20 protein-coding genes and 1 pseudogene are annotated in these 23564 nt (G+C 55.6%); 15 read left to right on the plus strand and 6 right to left on the minus strand.

The features are described 5' to 3' along the window. Positions 1-115: 115 nt before the first annotated feature. The 3 genes from Q1A20_RS20440 to Q1A20_RS20450 are packed head-to-tail and all read left to right on the plus strand — an operon-like array spanning position 116 to position 5669. Positions 116-1675, plus strand: coding sequence for an FAD-dependent oxidoreductase (locus Q1A20_RS20440; RefSeq protein ID WP_299408693.1), 1560 nt, complete (start codon positions 116-118; stop codon positions 1673-1675). Further along, positions 1672-2295: a GNAT family N-acetyltransferase gene (locus tag Q1A20_RS20445; RefSeq protein WP_299918412.1), complete on the plus strand. Its 624-nt coding sequence runs from the start codon at positions 1672-1674 to the stop codon at positions 2293-2295. Before Q1A20_RS20440 ends, Q1A20_RS20445 begins: the two co-directional genes overlap by 4 nt. Then, entirely contained in the window at positions 2292-5669 is a 3378-nt protein-coding gene (locus tag Q1A20_RS20450; RefSeq protein ID WP_299918413.1) for a non-ribosomal peptide synthetase, read from the plus strand. Before Q1A20_RS20445 ends, Q1A20_RS20450 begins: the two co-directional genes overlap by 4 nt. A gap of 796 nt (positions 5670-6465) precedes the next feature. On the opposite strand, the pseudogene Q1A20_RS20455 reads toward Q1A20_RS20450, so the two are convergent. The 4 genes and pseudogenes from Q1A20_RS20455 to Q1A20_RS20470 form a co-directional block, all read right to left on the minus strand. Continuing rightward, positions 6466-6873 (minus strand): annotated as a pseudogene (locus tag Q1A20_RS20455) (LysR substrate-binding domain-containing protein); the annotation flags it as partial. A 139-nt stretch (positions 6874-7012) separates the two neighbouring features. After that, complete coding sequence (locus tag Q1A20_RS20460; protein WP_299918415.1) at positions 7013-8068, minus strand: NAD/NADP octopine/nopaline dehydrogenase family protein; 1056 nt, start codon at positions 8066-8068, stop codon at positions 7013-7015. 85 nt (positions 8069-8153) lie between these two features. After that, the gene (locus Q1A20_RS20465; RefSeq protein ID WP_299918416.1) at positions 8154-9488 is read right to left on the minus strand and encodes an FAD-dependent oxidoreductase; all 1335 of its coding nucleotides are present in this window, start codon (positions 9486-9488) and stop codon (positions 8154-8156) included. Then, positions 9481-9732 carry a (2Fe-2S)-binding protein gene (locus Q1A20_RS20470; RefSeq protein WP_299918417.1) on the minus strand — a complete coding sequence of 84 codons (252 nt, stop codon included), beginning with the start codon at positions 9730-9732 and terminating at the stop codon, positions 9481-9483. Before Q1A20_RS20470 ends, Q1A20_RS20465 begins: the two co-directional genes overlap by 8 nt. Before the next feature lie 184 nt (positions 9733-9916). On the opposite strand from Q1A20_RS20470, the gene Q1A20_RS20475 reads away from it, so the two are divergent. The 5 genes from Q1A20_RS20475 to Q1A20_RS20495 are packed head-to-tail and all read left to right on the plus strand — an operon-like array spanning position 9917 to position 15221. Beyond that, complete coding sequence (locus Q1A20_RS20475; RefSeq protein WP_299918419.1) at positions 9917-11452, plus strand: ABC transporter substrate-binding protein; 1536 nt, start codon at positions 9917-9919, stop codon at positions 11450-11452. Positions 11453-11509: 57 nt separating this feature from the next. Next, on the plus strand, positions 11510-12448 hold the full coding sequence (locus tag Q1A20_RS20480) for an ABC transporter permease (RefSeq protein ID WP_299918420.1): 939 nt from the start codon (positions 11510-11512) through the stop codon (positions 12446-12448). Beyond that, positions 12445-13302 (plus strand): ABC transporter permease, encoded by an 858-nt coding sequence (locus Q1A20_RS20485; RefSeq protein WP_299918421.1) that lies wholly within the window; start codon positions 12445-12447, stop codon positions 13300-13302. The genes Q1A20_RS20480 and Q1A20_RS20485 overlap by 4 nt, the downstream gene beginning before the upstream one ends. Next, the gene (locus tag Q1A20_RS20490; protein WP_299918423.1) at positions 13299-14249 is read left to right on the plus strand and encodes an ABC transporter ATP-binding protein; all 951 of its coding nucleotides are present in this window, start codon (positions 13299-13301) and stop codon (positions 14247-14249) included. Before Q1A20_RS20485 ends, Q1A20_RS20490 begins: the two co-directional genes overlap by 4 nt. Further along, positions 14250-15221 (plus strand): ABC transporter ATP-binding protein, encoded by a 972-nt coding sequence (locus Q1A20_RS20495; protein ID WP_299918425.1) that lies wholly within the window; start codon positions 14250-14252, stop codon positions 15219-15221. 10 nt (positions 15222-15231) lie between these two features. Here Q1A20_RS20495 and Q1A20_RS20500 read toward each other — a convergent pair whose 3' ends face one another. Continuing rightward, on the minus strand, positions 15232-16155 hold the full coding sequence (locus Q1A20_RS20500; protein WP_299918426.1) for a LysR family transcriptional regulator: 924 nt from the start codon (positions 16153-16155) through the stop codon (positions 15232-15234). 56 nt (positions 16156-16211) lie between these two features. On the opposite strand from Q1A20_RS20500, the gene Q1A20_RS20505 reads away from it, so the two are divergent. The 3 genes from Q1A20_RS20505 (at position 16212) to Q1A20_RS20510 (ending at position 18494) form a co-directional block, all read left to right on the plus strand. After that, positions 16212-17321 carry an FAD-binding oxidoreductase gene (locus Q1A20_RS20505; RefSeq protein ID WP_299918427.1) on the plus strand — a complete coding sequence of 370 codons (1110 nt, stop codon included), beginning with the start codon at positions 16212-16214 and terminating at the stop codon, positions 17319-17321. 386 nt (positions 17322-17707) lie between these two features. Next, positions 17708-17923 (plus strand): DUF6499 domain-containing protein, encoded by a 216-nt coding sequence (locus Q1A20_RS26165; protein WP_367180948.1) that lies wholly within the window; start codon positions 17708-17710, stop codon positions 17921-17923. 7 nt (positions 17924-17930) lie between these two features. Beyond that, on the plus strand, positions 17931-18494 hold the full coding sequence (locus Q1A20_RS20510) for a DUF2285 domain-containing protein (protein ID WP_299918429.1): 564 nt from the start codon (positions 17931-17933) through the stop codon (positions 18492-18494). Positions 18495-18532: 38 nt separating this feature from the next. Here the strand turns inward: Q1A20_RS20510 and Q1A20_RS20515 are convergent, their stop codons facing one another. After that, the gene (locus Q1A20_RS20515) at positions 18533-18979 is read right to left on the minus strand and encodes a hypothetical protein (RefSeq protein ID WP_299918432.1); all 447 of its coding nucleotides are present in this window, start codon (positions 18977-18979) and stop codon (positions 18533-18535) included. A gap of 197 nt (positions 18980-19176) precedes the next feature. Between Q1A20_RS20515 and Q1A20_RS20520 the strand changes: the two genes are divergently transcribed. The 4 genes from Q1A20_RS20520 to Q1A20_RS20535 all read left to right on the plus strand — a co-directional run bounded on the left by Q1A20_RS20520 (position 19177) and on the right by Q1A20_RS20535 (position 22771). Beyond that, positions 19177-19404 (plus strand): helix-turn-helix transcriptional regulator, encoded by a 228-nt coding sequence (locus tag Q1A20_RS20520; RefSeq protein WP_299918435.1) that lies wholly within the window; start codon positions 19177-19179, stop codon positions 19402-19404. Between the two features lie 409 nt (positions 19405-19813). After that, positions 19814-20737 carry a zincin-like metallopeptidase domain-containing protein gene (locus tag Q1A20_RS20525; protein WP_299918438.1) on the plus strand — a complete coding sequence of 308 codons (924 nt, stop codon included), beginning with the start codon at positions 19814-19816 and terminating at the stop codon, positions 20735-20737. Then, entirely contained in the window at positions 20734-21039 is a 306-nt protein-coding gene (locus tag Q1A20_RS20530) for a hypothetical protein (RefSeq protein WP_299918441.1), read from the plus strand. Before Q1A20_RS20525 ends, Q1A20_RS20530 begins: the two co-directional genes overlap by 4 nt. A 4-nt stretch (positions 21040-21043) precedes the next feature. Further along, positions 21044-22771: a ParB/RepB/Spo0J family partition protein gene (locus Q1A20_RS20535; protein WP_299918444.1), complete on the plus strand. Its 1728-nt coding sequence runs from the start codon at positions 21044-21046 to the stop codon at positions 22769-22771. Positions 22772-23564 lie beyond the last annotated feature (793 nt).

Genomic DNA, 23564 nt, shown 5'->3' on the forward strand with positions numbered 1-23564 from the left:
CAAACGGATCGGACAAGCGAAAGCACTTCTCTTTTGGACCCGGCCCTCCCGGTGAGGCTCGATCATCCCTCGACCGGCAGGCGGGTCGGACACGCATCCGGGAGGGTGTTCTATTATGAACGCTGAGATGCAGCAAAAGCAGAATTCAAAGGACACCGCCACCAGGATCGGCATCATTGGGGCGGGAATCTCCGGGCTGTCTTGTGCCGCGCGGCTGGTCAGGGATTTGCCCGAAACAGGCGCTTGGCACGTTCATATTATCGAAAAGGAAAGCAGGATCGGCGGACGGATCGAAACGAGTGTCTGGCAGGGACATAAGATCGAGATCGGCCCGCAATGGATTCATGGGTGGCATGGCAACCCAATCGCGCGCCTGGCGGACAGCCTCGGTCTGGAGGTGGAGCGGCTGGAGCCCGAAACCGTGAGTACTGTGGATTGGCAGTCCGGTAGGCGCTTTGACGGCCATGTCAGCCAATTGGAAATCGATTTTCTGACCGACATCGGCGCGCTTTACGGTCGGATGGTGACGGAACGCGCGATGGATACGGATGCGGCGGCCGTCCTGCGGGACCTTAGGGCGGGGTCGGAGGGGCAGGCCTTCGAGGCCCGTTTCCTTAAGGATTCGGTTCGGGAGGGCATCCCGTCCTGGCTGCCTCTCAGGCGCAGCCTAGCGGGTCTCGTCGCGCGGGGGCTGCGATCTTTGCCATCGTTTCGCGGCTGCCATGGTCGGCTCTCCGATTGGATGTTCGAGGAAAACCTCGGCGTTGATATGGGCGTCAGCCCAAAGCTCTACTCGGCCAAGAGGGTTTTCTGGACCGCCCCGATCGTTATGTACCTCCGGCGGGGGGACGCGGTTATTCCCGGCGGGTACGACGCCCTACCGTCCGGATTGCTGCATTGGATAAAGACGCGCACGCGACAGAGGCCCCATGTCACCGTCTCACTCCATCTTGGGACGAACGTCGATCAATGGCACCTCGGAGAAGGGATCGAGGTGCCGATGCGGGGCGGGAGACTGAGCCTTTCAAGGCTTGTCGTCACTTGGCCCGGTTGGGTCTGGGCCGGCAAAGAGCATCTCGCCGACGAGGCTTTCCGTCGGAGCCAGGCAGGTATCGGCGTTGCCCATTTGGCCCGGTGTCATGTCAAGTTCCGTGGCGATTGCCCCTTCCCGACGACCTATACGAATATCGTTGGGGTCGAGGGTGGCCCGATCCAGTGGTATCGGCAGGCCCCCGATTTGATGGTGGGTGTCACCTATGGCGCGGCCGCACAGGACCTGGAGCGGGTGTGGCGCGACGATCCGGATCGGATCCGCGCGAGACTTCGTAATGTTTTCGAGGTCCTGCGATATCCAGAGATCCTTGCCGTGGATATGACATCTCATTCATTGCGAGGAGGCTCCTATTCCTTCCCGAAAGTCGGCGCGGAGGAGCGGGCCCTCTATCCTCGGGACGAGGATCGGCGGGTGCTTTGCGCGGGCGAGCACTGCGTGCCATTCGCTGAACCGGACACCTTGATGAGGTTGGCAGCGGAGGATTCGTCGCGCAGCTTTCCTAAGGTTCCTTTAGAGCAATTGCTCGAAGTCCATTCCGGTTTTCTTGCGCCGTCCTCAACACACAGCGCGTTCAACTCCGGGATCATCGCCGCCAGCAAGATTTTAGAGAGCTTACCATGAAGGAAATTGTCCGGGTTACAGAAGGAACCTCCGAGGCGTGTAGCAAAGTTCTTGCCGAGACTTTTCAAGATCATCCATTATCGAAGTGGATGTTTCGGTCGGAGGCAAACCGGCACAAGAAGCTTCTATTCTTGTCTAGGGGGCTTTTGCGTTGCGTCTTGCACCGTGCGGAAGTGATGACGACACCGGATTGTGAAGCCTGTTTTGTCTATCTGACTCCCAGTCAGGCAGAGCCGTCCGATTGGGAGTATGTCAAAAGCGGTTGGTGGAAGGCGCCCTTCAAACTCCGGCTTGATGAAATCGCCAGGCTCATGCGCTTTAACGGGAGGCTGGGAGACCTGCATGGCCGCCTGATGCCGGAGGCGCATTTCTATCTGCTCGTGATGGGCGTGAAGCCCGAGTTGCAGGGGCAGGGCTTGGGACAGAAAATGATGGAACTGCTCTTAGAGCAAGCTGATCGACGGTCGATGCCCGTTTACGTCGAAACCCAGACGCAACGAGTTCTGCCGCTGCTAAGGCGCAACGGCTTCGAGATAAGTGTCGACGAGACCCTGCCCGGATCGTCCGTTCGGCACTGGGTTCTGTCGCGTCCGATCCAGAGATCGGAAACCGGCCTGTGACGGGCGACTGTAGTTCAGGGAGATTTCTGGCCGACAAGGCCAAGGATTTTCTGCGTTTGTGGGAGATCCCCAACGAAGTTCTCGTCATGGCCGATGCCTGGAGCAAAGCCGAGGTTCTCGGGCTTGAGGTCACCCTTGGCCAGGGCGGTGGGGCGGCTGATCTTGCTCTCTCCGTGCCGGTGCCCGAAAGCCGCACGGCTTCGGTGCAGACGGAGGCTTACGAATACGACCAAGCCGGAGACGGACGGGTCCGGTCACGGCATTTCATCGCCCTGAGTGACGGCGTGACACCCGTCTCCGCGCGCCAGTTCCTGGAGAGTACGTTGCCGCAGCTCGATCTGCCAACCTGGCCGCTGCGCCCGGGCGTGCTGCCGGCGGAGCTCAGCATCGAGCATTTCGGCTACGATCTCGCCTGTCCCGAGCGCGGCATGCGGATCTGCGTCCACGGCGATGCGTTCCCCCACATGAAGCGGGTGTTTACCGCATTAGGCCATGAAGATTGCCCCTGGGAGCGGGATACGCCCTACCCGCAGGTGCATCAACTGTCGCGTTGGGGTCAGCTCCGGTTTCTCAATCTCGACATCGCCCAAAGTGTACTGATGCCCCGGCTTGGGGCCGAGTGCCATTTCGACATCGGCCAAGGTCGGTTGGAAAGCTTCCTGCACTGGCTTCATGCGCGCGGCCTTTGCTCTGCAGATGAACGAGAGGCTCTTCTTGCCTGGAATGGACATCAGAGACTGGCCGAGGATAAAATCCTGCTCTTTCGCGTCACTCATCTGAAATTCCAGTATGGCGCGAAGCCTTCCATCAAGGCGTATCTTGGATGCTTTCCATTGTCGCGCGGGGACCATCTGCAAGATCGTCTGCCCCGCTTGAGACCTCGCGCCCGACAGAGCGGATGGCATCCGAATGCTATGGCGGTCGAGGCTCCAGCCCCGTCGGAGAATGAGGGTTGGCTGCTGGAGGATTTTCTGCGCCATGCGGCAACCACGCCGGACCGGCAGGCCGTGATCAGCGATTCCCGGGTTCTGAGCTACGGGGATCTTCTGCAACTCGGCACCAGCCTGGCGCAGATATTGACGGCGGAAAACGTTCGCGACGGGGCGCTTGTGGGGGTGTGCCTGCCGCGCGGCTGGCGTCAAGCCGTTGCTGTGGTCGGCATCCTGCTCGCCCGTGCCGCTTACCTGCCGCTTGATCCGGCCTGGCCCAAGGCGCGTCTCGATGAAATCTGTCGAGAAGCCGGGTGTTCCCTCGTCATCACGGATCGTGAACTGGACACATCGGCGAGAAGCCTGCTTATCGATTTCGATAGTTTACCCAACGCGGAGCGCGCGCACGATCCGAAGGTCTCGGGAAATCACCTCGCCTACGTCATCTACACATCCGGTTCCAGCGGGCGCCCCAAGGGCGTCGCCATCGACCATCATGCGGCCCTCAATACCATCAGGGACGTCAATGAAAAGATCGCGTTGACACCGGATGACCGGCTGCTGGCCGTTTCGTCCCTGACCTTCGATCTTTCAGTCTATGACCTTTTTGGTGCCTGGTCCGCTGGTGCGAGCGTGGTGCTCCTGGATTCTGCGCACACAGCGGACGGAATTCCCTATGCCGATGCCTTGTGGCGTCAGTGTCGGGACCATCGCGTTACTGTCTGGAATTCCGTTCCCTCCCTTTTCCGACTGCTTTTGGCGGGGCTGAAATCGAGGCCACTTCCGGATACGCTGAGATCGGTGTTGCTCAGCGGGGATTGGATCCCCGTAGACCTGCCCTTGGCCGCTTGGAGGCTGCGCCCCAAACTCGACATCCTCTCGCTGGGCGGGGCGACCGAGGCTTCGATCTGGTCGATCATGCACCCGATACGCCCGGAGGATTGCGAGAAATCGAGCATCCCCTATGGCAAGCCAGAATCGATGAGGGGCCAGTGGCTGTCTATTGTTCAACCGGACCTCTCGCTCTGCGCGCCGGGGGAGGTGGGAGAACTGGTCATCGCCGGGAGGGGTTTGGCCCGATGCTATTGGAATGCCCCGGATCTGACCGCGCAATCGTTTGTGCACCACGCGGAACTAGGGCGAGTTTATAGAACAGGCGATCTGGGGCGCCTGGGAGGTGATGGGCGGATCGTTTTCCTCGGTCGCAAAGACCAGCAAGTCAAAGTTTCTGGATTTCGCGTCGACCTTAGCGAAATTGAAAGCAAGATCTCACAACTCGATGCAGTAGAGGAGGCGGCGGTTGTCGTCTGCCGTGGCCGACCTTACGGGCCCATCATTGTCGCTTGGGTGGTCACGACCCTCGCGGAGGCCGATGTTCGAACCCATCTCGAAGAGATCCTGCCCGCGAGCGCGATCCCGCGTCACATCAATAGGCTGCCCGCACTTCCGAGAAGTGGGCAGCAGAAAGTCGATCGGGCCAAGCTTGCCGCATGGACTCCAGCCTCTGCCGCGTCCGTACCAGTGGACGACGCGACAACTGATCTCGAGCAACGCATTGTCAATGTATGGAAGAGAATGCTTGAGTTGGACAGCATAGAAAGCGACACGCATTTCTTTCACTCGGGAGGGGCGTCTTTTGCAGCCCTCGAAGTGATGCTCGAAGTGGAAGAGATCCTGCAGACCGAACTTCTCCCCAGCCTGATATATGAGTTTCCTGTGTTCGGCGATTTCATGGATCAACTGAAGATAAAGGATGGCAAACTGGGCGAGTTCTGTTCCGCCGCACTGACCGTCAGAAATCCGACCCAACGGGATGTCTCGGCCTTCCTGAGACTCGAAAGACTGGCCCCCAACGAACTCCACCTGACTGCCGCCCAGATACGAAAACAGTGGGAAATCTTTCCCGAAGGTCAGTGGATCGTCAGCAGGGAAGCGAAAATACTAGCTTCCCTGAGTGGTTTTCGACGGGAGAAAGGGAAGCCAGGCCAAGCCAGTTGGGCGGCCCTTACGCTGAACGGCACATTCGCCTCGCACGAACCGAATGGCGAATGCTACTACGTCGCTGACCTCAAGACCGATCCGGATTGGCTTGGCGCGCCTTTATTGCCGCTTTTGTGGGACGGGTTTGTTGACTATCTCGTCAGGCATCCAGAGATATCCGAAATCCGAGCGGCCGTGATGCTGGAAGGGTATCGGGGCGATATTTCACCTAGATCTTTGCATCGCTATTTGAAGGGACTGCAACATGGCATGGTGAAGGCGCCGCTGCTCCAAGCCTATCTCTCCCTCGGCGCCGAACCATGCGATTTGATCGCGAACTATGAGCCCGAGGCGCCCGTACATCGGACGTTTCTGAATCTGCGCTTCGACCGTTCGAAGCTGATCCGTTGCAAGATGCAGCCAGAACCCCGGTCGACCGCTGAGGTGAGCCGCCCTGTGACCTAAGCCCCAAGTTTCTTCCAAGTCGCTGATAGGCGCGGTTACTCTCATTGAAAAGACAGACTGGTGGCTTATCTTCGCAGGATGATGCACCAACGAGGTGGTGCTCTTTGGTGAAGCGCGCAAAGGTCCGCAAGTCCTGGAGGTATTCGGATTGCGAAAAGCCGGTTCGGAAGAAACACCAAGTCTCCAAGCTTTGATGTTCTTTTTGACTATCAGGCCAGAACACGGAGAAGTTCCGACCCCCCCTTCCTGCGCTGATTCAGCGTGTCGTACCAGTTGCTCGGTATTGAACCGCCGGCGATCTCTAGTACCCGTATAGGTATGAACTGGCTCCAGCCGAGCGCGCGTTCCATGACGCCGCTGTTGGTACAAGCGACTATCGTTGCAAATTTGGCGCTCGAGGGACGCGATGGGCGAAATGGCACGGGCATGGTTGCAGTCGCCTCAAACGCTACCGCATGCCAGCCTTTGCGCGGCGCGGGGTGGCGGATAGAATGTTATGTGCATATAGCGTTTACTCGCGCTCGTTCAAAATACAGACGAGTTTATGGAGATCGAAAATGCTCTTGACCGCCGCTGCCAAGACCCCGCGCCTTTCTATTGCGCCGATGATGGATTGGACGGAAATCGCTGTTTTTTCATATAGATGCATTTGCCAGCGTGTAAATTTCGTGCTGTAAGAAATAAGAAATTCAAATGGCAGCGAAGTATAGTAGTGGTCTTACCTACAGCATGAAAGGCAGCAAAGTCCGCAACTGAGTTGTTCATGCAATCAGACCGTTCGCTGAACGATATGCTTTTATGACCCTGCGCTCTGCCAATACCTCACCGAGCACTCAAGCTCATTTTCGAGCCAGGACCGGAACTTTATGACGTTAGGCTTTCGCGCTGACATCCGGCTTGTTGCAAACCAATATGTTGCACCCGTCAGGGACCTTTGGTGGAACGGAGATACAACCTGCCCCCGTTCCAAAGCATCACATGCGAGTGTCTCCCACGCCATAAAAACCCCTTGCCCAGTCATGGCCGCATCTAAACACAAAGACGCATCGGCGTAGGTCGGTCCGGCTTTCAGCTTCAGTGTTGAAATGCCCTGTCCGGCAAGCCATGCCTTCCAGCCGTACAGCGCCTCATTTTCCCGGATGACAGGTATTTTTCCAAAGTCGGCAGCCGTCTTGATCCCTTGCGCGATCTCGGGAGAGCAGACAGGAAATACGTGTTGTGGTTGATCATCTTGTCGAGACGATCAAACGAAATGATCATAAGCTAACGGACGGAACACAGACGACTTGATGGTGAGCGACGCCACCGTTGGACCAACAGCTTCGTTTTCGACCAAGCAGAAGTCACGATAAGGCCGGGTTCGGCAACAGGACATTGTGCAAATCATTATCGATGAATGGGTTCTCAATACGAAAGGATCTTCGATACAATGCAGAGAACAGATCGATTGCGGCCGTATGGAGTGGCGTGGCTACTGCCTTCTGTTTTCCCAGATATTCAATGAAAACAAATCCGTAGGGAATGTCCTCCGTAATATAGCGTGTTTCGATACTGGTAGGACCTCTTGGCCGCCCCTTTCGTTTTTCGTGAAGAGCAGACGTCATCTCGGCCAAAGGCATTCCGTGCGGGAAACCAAACGATGTATGGTAGTGGTCCTTCAAGGATACGACGTGGACGCCGTATGCTTTTGCGACGGAAAGTCGTTCGCAATCGAATGCCTCTATTAAATTGGCAACGCTTGACGTGATACCTGCGTAGTTGCTCCAGGACTCGCCATTTTCGATCCTCGTAAAATTACATAGCGCGTTAGCTGCGTGTACCGTCGGGTTAAGGTTGGAGAACGTGATCCAAAGCCGTGCTGGTGCGGGTTCAAGTACTGGTCCGAAGACCTTCCGCCAGAAAGCGATCTCCACTCCTTGTTTCGAGGCAGGTTCTGTTGCCGCCTGGCAAGCGTTTCGTACGATGCCGATAACTACCTCTGACTTTCCGGCTCGCCGAGCGGTCAGAAGCGTGGTCCCCAGCGAAGTGACGGGAACTGCCTTGCCGGACTGACAGAGTTGATCAGCGAGCATGCTGCCACTAAGCGAAAGCTCCGCGCTGACGAGGACATGCTGCCCTTCACTAAGGGCGGGAACCAGAAGGTCGATGAGTGGCCTGTGATAATTCGCCGTTGTCGCGATGATCACTGCAGCAGCGTGCTGAAGAGCCAGTTCAAGATTGTCGGCGATTTCAAGTTTGAAGGAGTGCTCGATCGGACCTGTAGACTTGATGGTCTTGCCACGAAGGCATACGCCACCTTCACCGGACAGAGAAAACAGCACCACCTCATGGCCGCCTTTGCTGAGCATTGCTGCATAGCCCAATGCAATGCCGCCAGTCCCCAAGATCGCAATGCGCATATGTTTGCTCCTTTTCCCGATACGCTGCTGAAGTGTCGCGCGAGTCTGGACAGCCTATTGAGGCGTACCCACATGCGTGTACATCTCAGCAACCATCAGATTCTGTTTTTGCCAAGTCGCTCAAAGTAATCGGGACAATCGGGTTTCGCAGGCGATGCAAACCGATCTTTTCTTTTGTTTCGCCTGTGGTTTCACTAATAATAGTTTCGACCGAAAGGCTACACATGCGCCCCTGACAAGGACCCATCCCGCAGCGCAAGTGTGTCTTTAGCCTATTCGGATCTGTTCCACCGGTCGCAGCGCTCTCTGCGATACGCTGCTTCGACACGGCTTCGCAACGGCAGATAAGTGTCGCCCCGCTTGAAAGAGCAGCATTTCCCAATGTCGGATAAACCGCGTCGATGAAGGATCTAAATAGCCGTTCCTTCTTCAGGGCGCTCTTTATCTCGTCCGGGATCGGATTGCCCAACAACTCGTGGGCGGCGGCAATTCCGCTCAGTTTGGCGGATTTTGCTCCAAGTATGCCCCCTGCATCGCCAGCCACCTTGATGATTTCGTTAGAGATGGGTGCCCAGCAATCCTGATCAGGATTGCGCCTGAGAGTAAGCCCAGCCGCGCCGCCCGGGTTCACGTTCGGGACGACACCATCGTGGAGCAGAACGGTTTTTGCAGTCACGTCGTGCTGACGACGCGTTCGGAACCGAACACCCGCAGCGTGGCCTTCCCCGGTAATCTCGATTGACGTGGCGTTCCTATAGACGGGAATCTTCGCAAGCGCGCGCCGGGCGAGATAGCCCAAACCCTTCAATAAGTACCCACGCCCATACCACGCACCAGATAGTCTATGGATGCAACTGCCAAGGTCCCTCGATATCGCGGGTTCTACAAAGGCCGCGATTTTCCCTCCAATGGCGAGGACCTGCGCCGCGTAGAGCAGGGGCAGGGGGCCGGTTCCGACAATAACAATTGGACCTTTCGGCAGATCACCACTGGCCTTTAGAAGTAATTGCGCAGCGCCAACACCCATAACGCCAGGGAGGGTCCAGCCATCTAGTGGCAACGGTCGCTCCTGAGCACCAGTTGCAAGCACGACCTTACCGGCGGCAAAGGTCTTCGTCCCGTCCGAACCACGGGCACTGGCGGTGCCGTCCGGATCTAGATGCCAAAGGGCATGACGTGGAAGATACTTGACGGATGACGTCAGAAAGCTGTCAACGAGTTCTTGCCCATCGCGGTAACTGGATCCAAGCGCGTTCCATATCTCTGGGCGATACTCTTTGGTAGATCGCAGGCTTGAATAGATATTGCCGCCGGGCTCTGTGCGATTATCGATGACAGTAACCAACGCGCCCTGTTGCGCAGCCGTGATCGCAGCAGCCATGCCGGCTGGGCCCGCCCCCACTACGAGAATATCAGTCATCCAGCTTCCTTCTGACTATCATCCCGTCTTGTACTAAGACGAGACACGCTTGCGTTGAAGGAACACCGTCGACCTCAACTAAGCACTCAAAGCAGATACCCATCATGCAGTGCGGCGCTCGGCCCGTCTTATCGGCGGGGTTTTGTCTGAACGGCATGAGGTCGTTTCGAAGCATAAGCGCCGCTAGGTTTTCACCTGGTTTCGAGTTGTATGTAGCGTCATCAATGATCACGGTTACTGTCATGGCTTCTCCATTCCCAGCGACACTAGGATTTGGATATATAATACGCAAATATCTTTGATAGGGGCGTGTATTCTAGAAAGTTATATTGATAAGTTATAACTTTTGTGCCATACCTGCTAAACAAATACGATTTGACGTTATGGGATATGCGCGATTTGCTACGGCACGAAACAAGGAGGTTCCAATGAAAAAACTATTTCTTTCGACGGTTCTCGCAGCGCTTATCAGTTCCACAGCATTTGCGGACCAGATTACGCTCGGTATTGACGCCGCAAGTGTGACGCAGCTCGATCCACATGTCTCAACGAAAGTGGGAGACAAAATTGTCTTCGGTATGGTGTTTAACGGGCTGGTGCGCTTTGCGCCCGGTTCCATGTTGGCAGATGATATCGAGCCTGATTTAGCGGAAAGCTGGGAGCGTTCAGACGACGGCCTAACTTGGACGTTTAAACTCCGAGAGGGCGTTCAATTTCATGGTGGCTATGGTGAGTTAACGGCGGACGATGTCGTTTATTCTCTGGAACGGGCTGCTGATCCTGATCGTTCTGGTGTCTCGTCCGACTATGCGGAGGTTCAGTCGGTTACCGCACTTGATGACTACACCGTTGAAATCAAGCTCAGTCAACCGATCCCCTCGCTGCTTGGCATCGTTGCCAACTACCACGGTGGCAACATTATTTCAAAAGCCGCGGCCGAAGAGCTCGGCGAAAACTTCAAAGGCCAACCAATCGGAACTGGTCCCTATGAATTTGTCGAACTGGCAGATGGACAATATCTGAAACTAAGCGCGCATGAAGATTATTTCCGCGGCGGGCCGTCCGTCGAAGACGTTGTGGTCCGCTTTATTCCCTCAGCGAGTTCGCGCGAACTCGCCTTCCGAAACGGTGAACTGGACATGTTTACTGGCACGCGTGAAGACAGATGGATTGATCGGTTCGAGAACGAAGAAGGCGCGCTCGTCGATGTGTTCCAACCTGGTGAACTGCGGACACTGCACCTCAATCAATCGATGGAGCCCTTTGATGACATCAGAGTTCGGCAAGCGATTGCGCATGCGCTAAACCGGGATGAACTCATTTCGTTCATGGGTGAATCTGTCGCCAATCTCAATCCATCACCTGTGCCGGGTGGATATCTGGGCCATGATCCCTCCTTGGAAGGTATCGCTTATGATCCTGAACGGGCCAAAGAGCTGTTGGCCGAGGCGGGCTATCCCGATGGATTTACAACAACGGTCTATATTACGGAGCGTCCGGCTCTCTTGACGCCGATGCAAATAATTCAGGCGCAGCTTAGGGAAGTGGGGATCGAGGTTGAACTGGAGGTGACGGAGCATTCGGCTTGGCACGCGGCCATCCGCGACAATGTCAGTGCAATGGTCCTTTATGGAGCCGCTCGTTTTCCTGTTGCAGATACCTATCTCACTCAGTTCTATCATTCTGATAGCACCGTCAAAACGCCTACTGCTGTGACAAATTTCTCCCACTGCGACGTGGCTGATGAGCCCATCGACGCAGCGCGGTCGGAAGCTGATCCCGATAAGCAGATTGAACTTTGGGCTGATGCGCAAGCCGTAATCGTTGAAGATGTTTGCTCTGTCCCGCTCTTTGAGCTTCTTCAGGTTTGGGGACGTTCGCCGAATGTAGATTTTGGCTACGAGTTGACTGGCGCGCTGTCACTCGGGCCTCTCATCAACGAGACCACTACGAAGTCTGAATAAACAACAAGAGCCGGGTCCCGAGACCATCTGGGACCGGCCCTCATACGAAAGCACTCTATGTCCGGGTTCATCTTCAAGAGATTACTCTCTTCCATACCAACTCTATTCGGTGTCCTGACACTTGTTTTCCTCCTAATTCGAGTGGTTCCTGGTGACCCCGCCATAGCGATCTTAGGAGATACGGCATCCGAGCAGGCGCTGCAGTCTTTCCGCGAACAGATGGGCCTCAACGAGCCGCTCTGGAATCAATACCTCGACTTTCTTGGACAACTACTCTCGGGAAGTCTGGGGAATTCGATGGTGACAGGAGAGCCAGTATTTTCAACCGTTCTGGAAGTCCTGCCGCATACCCTTCAACTCACAGTATTCGCATTGTTTATCGGTGTACTTTTCGGCGTGCCCTTGGGAGTCTGGTCCGCGATCCGTTGTGACACATGGGTTGATTACACCTGTCGGGTCATCTCACTGATCGGGATTAGCTTTCCATCATTCCTGATCGCGATCGTTCTCATTCTTATCTTCGCAATCGAACTTCCGTGGTTTCCGGTCATATCAAATCCAGGAGGGTCGTTTTCATCGAGCCTCTATAATTTGGTCTTGCCAGGAATGAGTCTGGGGCTTCTCATGACGGCTTACGTCATGAGAACCTCCCGTTCTTCGTATCTGAATGTCTCGTCTGAAGACTACGTTCGTACAGCGAAGTCGAAAGGGACACCCCGGCACATCGTAATTCTGCGCCACACTCTCAGAAATGCGCTTATCCCGATCGTGACCGTTGTCGGTCTGTACATGGGTCTCCTGATTGGGAACTCAGTGTTGACAGAGATCGTGTTCAACCGTCCGGGATTGGGCAAGCTGATAGTGCTATCGCTGAACCTCCGTGATTACGCGACCTTGCAAGGCCTCATGATCGTGTACGCGTTTTTGGTGGTCTTGGTTAACCTGTTGACGGATATCACCTACGGCTTCTTTGACCCAAGGGTGACCTATTCATGACCACTTTTACATTCACGAAAAACCTGATGTCGCGGGCGGCAACACTCAATCCGCTCACGGCAATGGGGCTATTCTTATTTACAATCATCTTAGTCGTGTCTTTTGGGGCTCCTCTGATTGCACCATACGATCCGCTCGACCAGGATATTCTAGGGCGTCTGGAGGGCGTGAGCGCAGAACATTGGCTTGGTACTGACGTGTTCGGACGAGATACGCTATCTCGAATTCTTCACGGAGCAAAATTGAGTCTGATTATCGGTCTAATTTCGACCGGGATTGCTTTAATCATCGGCACCGCGCTTGGCATTATCGCAGGTTACTTTGGTGGTTGGATTGATATCGTTGTTATGCGGATGATGGACATACTTCTTGCCTTTCCGACTCTGATAACCGGCCTGCTTATCGTAGCCGTTCTGGGAACGAGCCCCATAAATATCGTCGTTGCAATCGCCGTTACTCTGGCACCAAACTTTGCCCGTGTGGCACGCGCTCCGACGATTACTCTACGCGAAAGAGAGTTCGTCGAGGCGTGTCGTGCTCTCGGATATTCAAACACCCGGATTATGGTGGTGCACATTCTTCCTAACGTGATCGGAGAGGTCGTGGTGCTCGCTTCTCTTTGGACGGCGTCTGCTATCATGATAGAAGCATATCTGAGCTTTATTGGTCTGGGTGTTGCGCCTCCAACTCCAACGTTGGGTGGTATGATCCGCCAAGGTCTGGACAACATATTGGAAGTGCCTTGGGTGACCATCTATCCCGGCCTCGCGATCATGCTGATTGTTCTTGCTCTCAACCTCATCGGTGACGGCGTCCGGGATGCCATTGATCCCAAAGCGGGAGGTCGATCATGAGTGTTCTATCGGTTCGCGACCTTGAGATATCGTTCAAGCTTGGTGGTGTTTGGCATCCAGCCGTCAATGGCGTGTCATTTGATGTTGAGAGAAACGAGACCCTTTGCATTGTCGGTGAGTCGGGCTGCGGGAAAAGCATAACTGCTCTCAGTATCATGGGGCTGCTAACCGATGCAGCGCGCATTGAGGGTTCGATTGAGTTCGACGGGCAGAACCTGTTGAAGGTTCGTGAGAAGGAGCTCGAGAAATTGCGCGGCGATAAGCTGGCAATGATTTTTCAAGAGCCTATGACATCATTAAACCCGGTTCTGAAGATTGGACTGCAGATCGCTGAGCCGCTAATGTTCCACAAGGGGCTGTCTCAATCGACGGCGTGGAAACAAGCCAAAAACCTGCTCGACTTGGTTAGAATTCCGGATGCAGCCACGCGCCTCAATCAGTATCCTCATCAGCTTTCTGGTGGCATGCGTCAGCGTGTCATGATCGCTATCGGTTTGGCGTGCAAACCGGACGTTCTGATCGCCGATGAGCCGACAACCGCGCTCGATGTGACCATCCAGGCTCAGGTACTTGCTCTGCTTAATGATATACGCAAAGAACAGGACCTCTCGATAATTCTGATCACCCACGATCTCGGTGTAGTCGCCAATGTAGCGGATCGTGTTGCGGTAATGTATGCTGGCGAACTCGTTGAGTTGGCCGACGTCGCGGATTTGTTTGAACGGCCGAGCCATCCCTATACGCAAGCGCTGCTGTCGAGCATACCGCGAGCGGATCGCACCGACCACCTTGTTCCAATTCGAGGCCAAGTGCCGCCGATCCACTGCATGCCGACCGGGTGCCGCTTTAGCCCTCGATGCGATGAAGTCACCAATCAATGCGATGCGAAACCTTACCTGCGGGGCGACACGCATTTAACAAGGTGCTGGATGCGGGGAGGCGATTAAATGACGCAAGACGTAATTCTGAAGGTAGACGGGCTTTCCAAGGTTTTCGAAAGTGGTGGCATTCGTTTTATAAAGGATCCGTATTCAGTGAAGGCAGTGCAGGACGTCTCATTTTCTCTGCTGCGAGGGGAGACGTTAGGTGTTGTAGGAGAATCTGGCTGCGGAAAATCTACCCTGGCGAGGTGCGTTCTCAATCTCATTAAGCCGACAACCGGCATGGTTTCTCTTGATGGAAACTCCCTTGAATATACGAGCAACAAAGAGTGGCGAAGGCTACGTCAGAGATTGCAGATCATATTTCAAGACCCATTTTCCTCCCTCAACCCAAAACTTAAGATTGGAAGAATTCTCGCTGAGCCACTGAAAGTTCATCGAAGGATGTCTTACAGGGATGCACTTCCCGCGTTGACTGAACTGATGCAGCAAGTTGGATTACCTGAAACGGCTCTAGATAAATATCCGCATGAGTTCTCCGGTGGCCAACGGCAAAGGATTGCAATTGCAAGAGCCTTGGTGCTCGAGCCTGATATTATCGTTGCGGATGAAGCAGTTTCCGCCTTGGACGTGTCTATTCAGGCGCAAATTCTCGAAATGCTAGGGAGGCTAAAGAAAGAGCGAAATCTCAGCTTTCTCTTCATAACTCACGACTTGGGTGTTGTCCGCAATTTCTGTGATCGTACTTTGGTCATGTATCTTGGTCGCGTCGTTGAGGCTGGACCGGTTGATCTTTTGTTGGATGCACCGCTCCATCCTTACACAAAGAGCTTGCGCGATGCCGCTCCCATACCGGACGTAAGCACGCGCCAAGATGTAGCGCTTCTAGAAGGTGAAATTCCGTCCCCGGCCAATCCGCCGTCTGGCTGCCCGTTTCACCCGCGGTGTCCAAGTGCGATCGACATTTGTGCCTTTGAGTTTCCAGAGACTGTTCAACTGGAGGGGCGCTCGTATGCCTGCCACAATCCAAATAACTGACGGATATATATTACTGGACACTTTCCTGGGCGTCTTTCAGTGCTCGACCGAAAATCGCGAGAAAATCATCAATGGTCGCGTCTCGACGCGAACTTAGGGCCCGAACGACATGAATTGGTAGCGTAAGTTTGTCTTTCAGCGGTACGAACTTTACGCCCGCTATCTCGGTTGTATGCTGGATTGGATGAACGACAGCAATGCCAATACCCTGGGCGACAAGTTCGATTACGGTGTTTGCTGTCGTGGCTTCAAGGACGACATCCAGCTTCAGTTCATGCAACAGCACCAGCCGTTCCAGAACATGGCGCGAGGCACTGCTTTCAGAATAGCCTATGAAAGGATGAGAACACAGATCATTCACGCTCAATGACCGCCTTTTCGCAAGTTTATGGTTCTCGGGAATGACGGCTACGAGAGGTCCGTCATCGAGCACCTTTGAGGTAAACTGGTCATGATCAAGCGGCTTCAAGACAATGCCAAAGTCGAATTTCCTTGCGAGGATACCATCGACGATGAATTCCGAACTGCGGATGTGAAAGGAGAGGAAGACATCTGGATATTTGCTAACGAACTCCTTCGTCGCTTGGGCAACCAAGGCCCCTGGAACCGCTGGCATCAATCCGATAGTTAGATGACCGCGATCCTCCTGACGAATAGTCTCAATTGCCTGCCCAATCTGATCGACACCACTGAATATACGATCGATTTCATCATAAAGGCGCATACCGCGTTCGGTAACGTTCATCTTACCGTGACCACGATCGAGCAGATGAAGGCCTGTATCTTGCTCTAAATGCGTAAGTAGCTTCGATGCGGCTGGCTGACTGATGAACAAAAGATCTGCAGCTTTGCTCACAGTCCCAGTCTCGACGAACGCTTTAAATGCCTGAATTTGACGGAGGGATGGTTGACGCAAGTTATAACCTTTCGACATATGCAGTGGCCAATTTCTACTTTTACTTTCTATAATACGCTTTGTAAATTCGTCCTATGAAAAACTACGATCTATGCATTATTGGCGGTGGAATCGTCGGCCTGGCCATTGCGTTTGGAGAAGTGCAGCGCGGGAAAAGCGTTGTTGTTCTCGATGGCGAGAGATCCGATAGGAAGGCATCTTTCGCCAATTTTGGCTTGGTTTGGGCGCAAGGTAAGGGGCGTGGCATGCCTGCCTACCAAGCGCTTACACAGAGATCGACGGACGCGTGGCTGGACTTTACTGGTCTGGTCGAGGACGCAAGCGGAATGACGCTGCAGTACGAACGGAACGGCGGGTTGGTTTTCTGTCTAAGCGAGGAAGAGTTCGATGCTCGCCAGCGACATCTAACTGCCCTGCAATTGACATCAGGTTTTGCTACTGATTGGGAAATGCTTGGCCGTAACGAGACCCAAATGAGGCTGGGGGATATTTCTCTCGGTCGAGAGGTTGTCGGAGCGAGTTATTGTTATCGTGATGGCGCGGTCAACCCATTGCATTTGGTACGATCTTTGAGCGTGGCAATCGAAAAGCTTGGTGGCAAGTTGAAGCGCGAGGCATTCGTCCAAACCTTACAACAGCAGACAGGCAGTTGGATCATCAAGACAGCTACTGAAAGCATACAGGCCGAAACCGTGGTCGTCGCTGCTGGTCTGGGATCGAAGAAGATTGCTGCTGATCTCGGTGTCGACCTGCCCATCGCTGCAGATAAAGGCCAGATTCTGGTGAGCGAACGACGGCCACAGGCGATGCAGCTTCCTGCAAGTGGGCTGCGACAAACCCAAACAGGCTCGTTCATGATCGGAGCGACCCATGAAGGTGATCTGGACCGAAGGTCAACGATATCTTCCGGTGCCAAGTTGGCCCGGAGAGCGGTTCGAACTCTCCCCGAACTCGAGCACGTTCCAATCGTTCGGCAATGGGCGGGGCACCGGATCGTAACCCCAGATACATATCCAGTTTACATGCAGCCGCTGGAGGGGCTCATATTCGCCGCCTGCCATTCGGGTATAACGCTGGCCGCCTTCCACAGCTCAAACTGGCTTGAGGATCCCAAAGTATTTGAGAGCTTTTCGGTGGAACGCTTTGTGGGCAAAGACAAAGAAAAAACTGCGGTGACGGCGTGATGATGGAATCAGGACGCAAACAAATAGACATCGCGCCATTTCGCAAAATTACACCTCGAATGGTTTGGAGTGTCACCACATGGTTGGTTTAGAAAAGACCTCCTTGCTTCAGCAATGTAGCATTTCTTGCAGAGAAACTCGGTCGACAGTTGCGAGCCGCGCGAATGTAACTGTCGGCTTCCTCTATCAATTTACCCGCAAAGTAATCGTTAACCAATCTCCTATCAGGGGTGCGGGTATTTCCTCTCGGTATCGACGAAGGCGTGGTCTGGAGCCGTTCTGGATATTGAAAAGTAGCTGACGCGGCGCAGGACAAAGATCATCAGACGAAGCCAGCAGAAAATTTGGACACAGAAACGAAGGATTAGCCCGATGGAGATCCTAAAATGCTAAAAAGTTCCAGCTTCGAATACCTCAAGTATCAACCGCCGTCGCGATGGGCTTGGGAGTTCTTGCGCCGCAATAGCGAATATCAAACGGACGCAGCGTCTCGGCCCGTTCTACGACCCGAAACGACGCCATCTACAGCTTCCGTTCGGGTGTATCGGATCGGTTCAGTACTGCCCGAGGCGGAGCGATGGGGACTGTGCTGCTTTCGCTGATCCGCTCTTGGACGCGCAACAAGCAGACGTTTTCTGGTGCTCGGATACCTATCGCCGTGTTCTTACCGCGATTGTCACGCGAGACCCCCAAGAAGGTCTGACGAGTGAATTTTTGTTGACTGAGTTCGAGAGCGATGTGGCGGTACTGATCGAGCCGTGCGGTGTTGAACAGGTGCTTTTGAGGCGCGACACGCGTATCGTTCAATTGCGTTGCGTTGGTGACAGCATCATTGTTGAACCGAGTGCGATTGGTCCGGTCATCAACGAATTCCCACAGATTCAAAATAAGGCCCAAGTGTTGCAGCGCCTCACGGAGCTATATCAAGGCGATGGTAAGCCAGACAATACGGCGTGGGCACCAGCCGCTCTTCGGCTTCGCGACGCGCTGATAGCTTTCGATGGCAGGGCGTTAGGAATGACTTATCGTGAGATTGCCATGCTGATTTTTGGAGAAGAGCGGGTCCACAGAGACTGGTCTGATATCGACCGCATCCTCAAAAACCGAACGATCAGAGCCGTGAAACGGGGGCGACGATTTGTTGATGGCGACTACGTCAAACTGTTGAGCTGACGAGCGCATTTTGCGCCTTCCTAGACGGCACAAAAAGACTACCTATTCGAGTTTTTCATATCGTCCAATCGCGTTTCTATGTCCCCGATTGCTCTGCGCAGCGTAGCGGCCAATGCGATCAGCAGATCCTGCGGATGATCTTCTGCCGCGAGTGTGTCTGGATCGAGCGCAGATGCCAAAAATTCTGTCAGCGTTGTCGCGCGAAGGCCAGCGGTAAGAGCTTCAAGAGCTTCGTCGGAAAGATCGTCGGATTCAGCAAATATCTGTCCGATTGGACCGAGCCTGATTTTGAACTCCACACTGTTCAAGACAGCAGATTCAACAATATGCGCTGGTATCAGTACTTTTGCCTCCCAAGCATCACCGCAGGACGTCTCAAAGAGCGCTTCATATCCGCTTGTTCCTGACCGCAACGTGGTTTCGTCTGCTCGGCGAAACACTGGAAACAGTGTAGTTAGGTTCTGATTGTTCTCATCTGTCGACAAGAGGACCTCCAAAAAAGCAGAAAACTGCAAATCCTTATTTCAAATGACTGGCTCAGGTAGCAAACTCGACATAGCGATCAAGCCGCTCCGGTTGAACGCTTTGTTTTCAATCAAGACGGTCTACTCTCGGCTCAAAAGTTCGGTGTGTCGAGAATACTCCGTGGTTAAATACTCTGCAACCACGGTTTCTCGTATACATGTCAATACGAGAAATCTTCGCTGCCAATCTGAAAAAGTACAGGCATGCAGCCGGCCTGTCTCAGGAAGAGCTTGCGCATCGTGCGGATATTGATCGCACCTATATCAGCTCGCTTGAGCGGTGCCAGTATGCGGCCAGTATTGATGTAGTTGCCAATCTCGCGCGCGAACTTGGCGTTGAGGCGGCAGATCTTTTGACGCGAACGCCTTCCGGCATGGATGAGTAAAGAACTTTGAACGGATGAGGCAGGACCGTCTTTGGTTCATCTCCGATCGTTGCGCGCCTGTCTGGCATCGCCAGACACCGGGCTCGCGTGAACCGAGCCGCGCCATGCGCGTTGCGGCCCTGTTAGGCGTTGATCCCTGGCGCTAGCTGGCGCGTGCCGCTCTGGAAAAAGGGCGCCGGGCAAGTCCGGCGACGCTATTTTAAGCTATTCCCCGGTCGGGCGGGGGGCCGTCGACCCTTGTAGCCCCGAGCGGTCCCGGCGCAACCGCTTTGGCTTTGTGTTCGTTTGAATTGTCTTTGATCTCCTACCAAACCGGTTGCGCCGCGCCCTGAAGGCTCGGGGCAGCGGGCCTCTTCGCCGCCCCCCACCCTCGGGGGGAACAGCGGCGCGGAGGACAGGAGGTGCGGGCATGCCGCAGCACAATCGACAGACCATCTATGAAAGCATTACACAGCGTATCGTGGGCGAATTGGAGCAAGGCCGCGTTCCTTGGGTCCAGCCTTGGGGCACTCCGGAGGTGGACACCCCGCTCGGCTTGCCGCGCAACGCCAGCACAACCAACAGCTATTCCGGGATCAATATTTTGATCCTCTGGGGCGCGGCGATCAAACACGGACGGCGCACCCAGAACTGGCTCACCTTCAAACAGGCATTGGCCTTAGGCGGTTGCGTTCGCAAAGGCGAGAAGGCCACCACGGTGGTCTATGCCGACCGTTTCGTGCCGAAGAAAGAGCACGCCAAGGCGCAAGACAGCGGCGATGATCCGCAGGCCATTCCCTTCCTCAAACGCTACAGCGTGTTCAATGCCGATCAATGCGACGGTCTGCCGGACGACATCTTTGCCGGGGCCGCACCGCTGCCCGACTCCGAGGCCATACCTCTTGCCGAGGACCTGATCGTAGCGACTGGCGCTGATGTTCGCATCGGCGGTGATCGGGCGTTTTATGTGCCTGCCCATGACTATGTGCAGGTGCCGCCGCAACCGGCCTTCCGCGCCCAGATCGACTACTACCGGACCTGTTTTCACGAGCTTGGCCACTGGTCAGGCCATGAGCGCCGTCTTGCGCGCAGCTTCAAGGGCCGGTTCGGATCAAAACCCTATGCGCGTGAGGAATTGGTCGCCGAATTGGCCTCCGCCTTTGTCTGTGCGACCCTGCAGATTGTGCCGACTGTGCGCCATGCGGACTATATCGCGGCATGGCTGGACCTGTTGCGCGAGGATGATCGTGCGATCTTCCATGCTGCCAGCCAAGCCTCGAAAGCCGCCGATTTCGTCCTCGCCTTTCAAGCAGCGGAAGCGGGCGGGGAGCAAAAGGAAGGCGCGGCAGCATGAGCGCCGCGCCTGACAAATTTGCAACCGAACGGACCGACGCAGGCGCGCAAACCCTCGTCCATGGCGTCCGCCCCATCACCTTGGATGACCGGCTCGCCTGCCGTGTCGCCGCGCAGATGTCACCAAAACGCAATCCGAATACCGACCAGAAGCCCTGCAATCTGGGCCTGTTCGATAGTGAGACTGATCAGAAAACACTCCGGGGGAGCGTTTTCCGGTCGAACGCGCGCGATCAGTTGGACCTGATCGACGCGGTCCGCGCCACATCCGGCGCATTCACCCCCGACCAACCCAAGGAGTAGACACATGCAATTGCATCATATCCCGCTCGACCATCTGAAAATCTCCGCCCTCAACATGCGCCATTCGCGCAAGAAGCCGGACGTGTCCGACATCCTGCCGTCGATCCGCCAGCGCGGCATCATCCAACCGCTGCTAGTCAAGCCGAACGGCAAGCCCGATCATTACGACATCTATGCCGGGCGGCGGCGGTTCTTCGCGATGAAGACCATTGCCAAGGAGGCCGACAACAACCCAGTTCTGCCCTGTCTGATCCTCGATCAGACCGAGGATTTGGACGCGGTGGAAGCCTCGATCTTGGAGAATGCCGCCCGTGTCGCGCCCAATGAGATGGAGCAATATGAGGCGTTCGAAAAGCTGGCAGACAAGGGGCGCAGTGTGGAGGAGATCGCGGACACCTTTGGTGTCACTGAACTGACCGTGAAGCGGCGGCTCGCTTTGGCGAACCTCTTGCCTGCGATCCGCAAGGCCTATGCCGACGAAGACATCGACGGGCGCACGGTGACCGCGCTGACTTTGGCGACCAAAGACCAGCAGGCCGAATGGCTGGCGCTGTTCCAATCGGAGGACGACAATGCCCCGCAGGGTCAGCAGTTGAAGGCGTGGCTATGCGGCGGCGCGCATATCACCACCGACAAGGCGATCTTTCCCATCGACGCGTATAGCGGCGCGATCCTCGCTGACCTGTTCGGCGAGCACAGTGTTTTCGCCGATGCCGATCTGTTCTGGTCGCACCAGAATGCCGCCATTGCCAGCCTGCGCGATACACACATATCGAAGGGCTGGAGTGATTGCGAGGTCTTGGATCTCGGTAACTATTTCGCGCGTTGGGACCATGTGAAGGCGACCAAGAAAGAGGGCGGCAAGGTCTTTATTGAGGTGCGCAACAGCGGCGAGGTGACGGTCCATGAGGGCTATATCACCGAAACAGAGCATCGGCGGCGGTTGAAACAGGCGGCGGGCAAGGGTGAGGCCGCAACCCCGACCGTCAAACCCGAACTGACGGGACCGGCGCAGAACTATGTCGAATTGCACCGCCACGCCGCTGTGCGCGCAGCACTTCTCTCTGCACAGCAAGTGGCGTTGCGTCTGGCGGTGGCGCATATGATTGGAGGCTCGGCGCTCTGGCAGGTGAAGCCCGATCCGCAATCGACCCGCAAGGACGAGACTGCCGACAGCGTGGCCAAATCCGCCGCGCATGCCGCGTTTGATGCCGAACGGCGTGAAATTCTGGCGCTCCTCGGCTTTGCTGAGCACGGCCATTCGGTCACCCGCAACAATGGCGACGACTGGCGTGTCGCCGAGGTGTTTGCCACGCTGACGAACCTCACTGATGACGTGGTTATGCGTTTGCTGACCTATCTCATGGCCGAAACGCTTGAAAGCGGCACATGTGTCGTGGAGTACATCGGCGGGCAACTGGCGGTGGACATGATCGACAGCTATGCGCCCGACGACGCCTTCTTCGACCTTGTCCGGTCAAAGCCTGTCGTCAACGCCATGCTGGCCGAAATCGGCGGCAAACCGGTTGCCGACGCGAATGTCAGCGCGACCACCAAGGTGCAGAAGGGTATCATCGGCAACTTCTTGACCGGTGCCGGTCGGGAGAAGAAGGAAAACTGGCTTCCTAGATACTTTCGATTTCCGCTCTCCAGCTACACGTCGGGCGGGGCCGGACGGCTCTCGCAAAATGCGGCCAAAGCGGCGCAGCTTCTCCCCTCATCATCTGATTGAGGACGGCGGGCGCGGTGCTCTTGCCCCCATCGGGGAGCGCCGCGATCCGCTGTTCGATGCGAAGTCATCGTTCGCATTATCGGGTCGGATGGAGCGGAGGAGAGCGGTGGGGTGAAGACCCACCCGCCTCCCAGCACGCGCCGCCTTCGCGGCGCGTGCCCCGCTTTGATGATTGAAGTCGAAATGCGTCTCGGGGTGAGAGGTGCACTGTTGCCAACGGGCTAACGTCGGCCCGTGAACCGACCTTCGACATTGCGCGATGCATCCTGAACGCTTTGTTTGGAAACGCAGTTTCAACGGGAAATTGACGATTAGGCACCCAAGCCGAACTCTGGAGTACGCGGACACGTCACCCTCAAGGGCGCGGGCGGCATCGTGCATGGCTATGACCAGTATTCCTGTCCGGCGGCCCGACCGAGAATGGCGGGATTTGACGCAAACCGAGCAAATGTGGCCAAGATCAGCGCGGCTGGGGTCACCGAGTACCCGGTCTTACCGATCCGGTTTCAGCCGCCAGTCTCCGGACGTGGTCTTGTCGCGATCTGATACCAGCCGGGCCGAGTGTCACTCTCTTCCGCCGTAGAAAAGGAGCGAGGTGAATGCGCTGCAGCGGCGCATCGAACCGCGCGGAACCGTCTCTGCCTTGGCCCGCCAGCATCACATAGCACGAGCCGAACGTGCCATTGCGTCCCCTGAAATCTGTGCTCTATCGGGGTCCATTCCCTGCTTTTGCTCTTAGACCTACGGCGGGCGGCGGTCGCCGGAAACCACCGGCCCGCGCTTTTTTCCCCGC

It is taken from the genome of uncultured Roseobacter sp. (assembly GCF_947501835.1).
Taxonomy (GTDB): Bacteria; Pseudomonadota; Alphaproteobacteria; order Rhodobacterales; family Rhodobacteraceae; genus Roseobacter.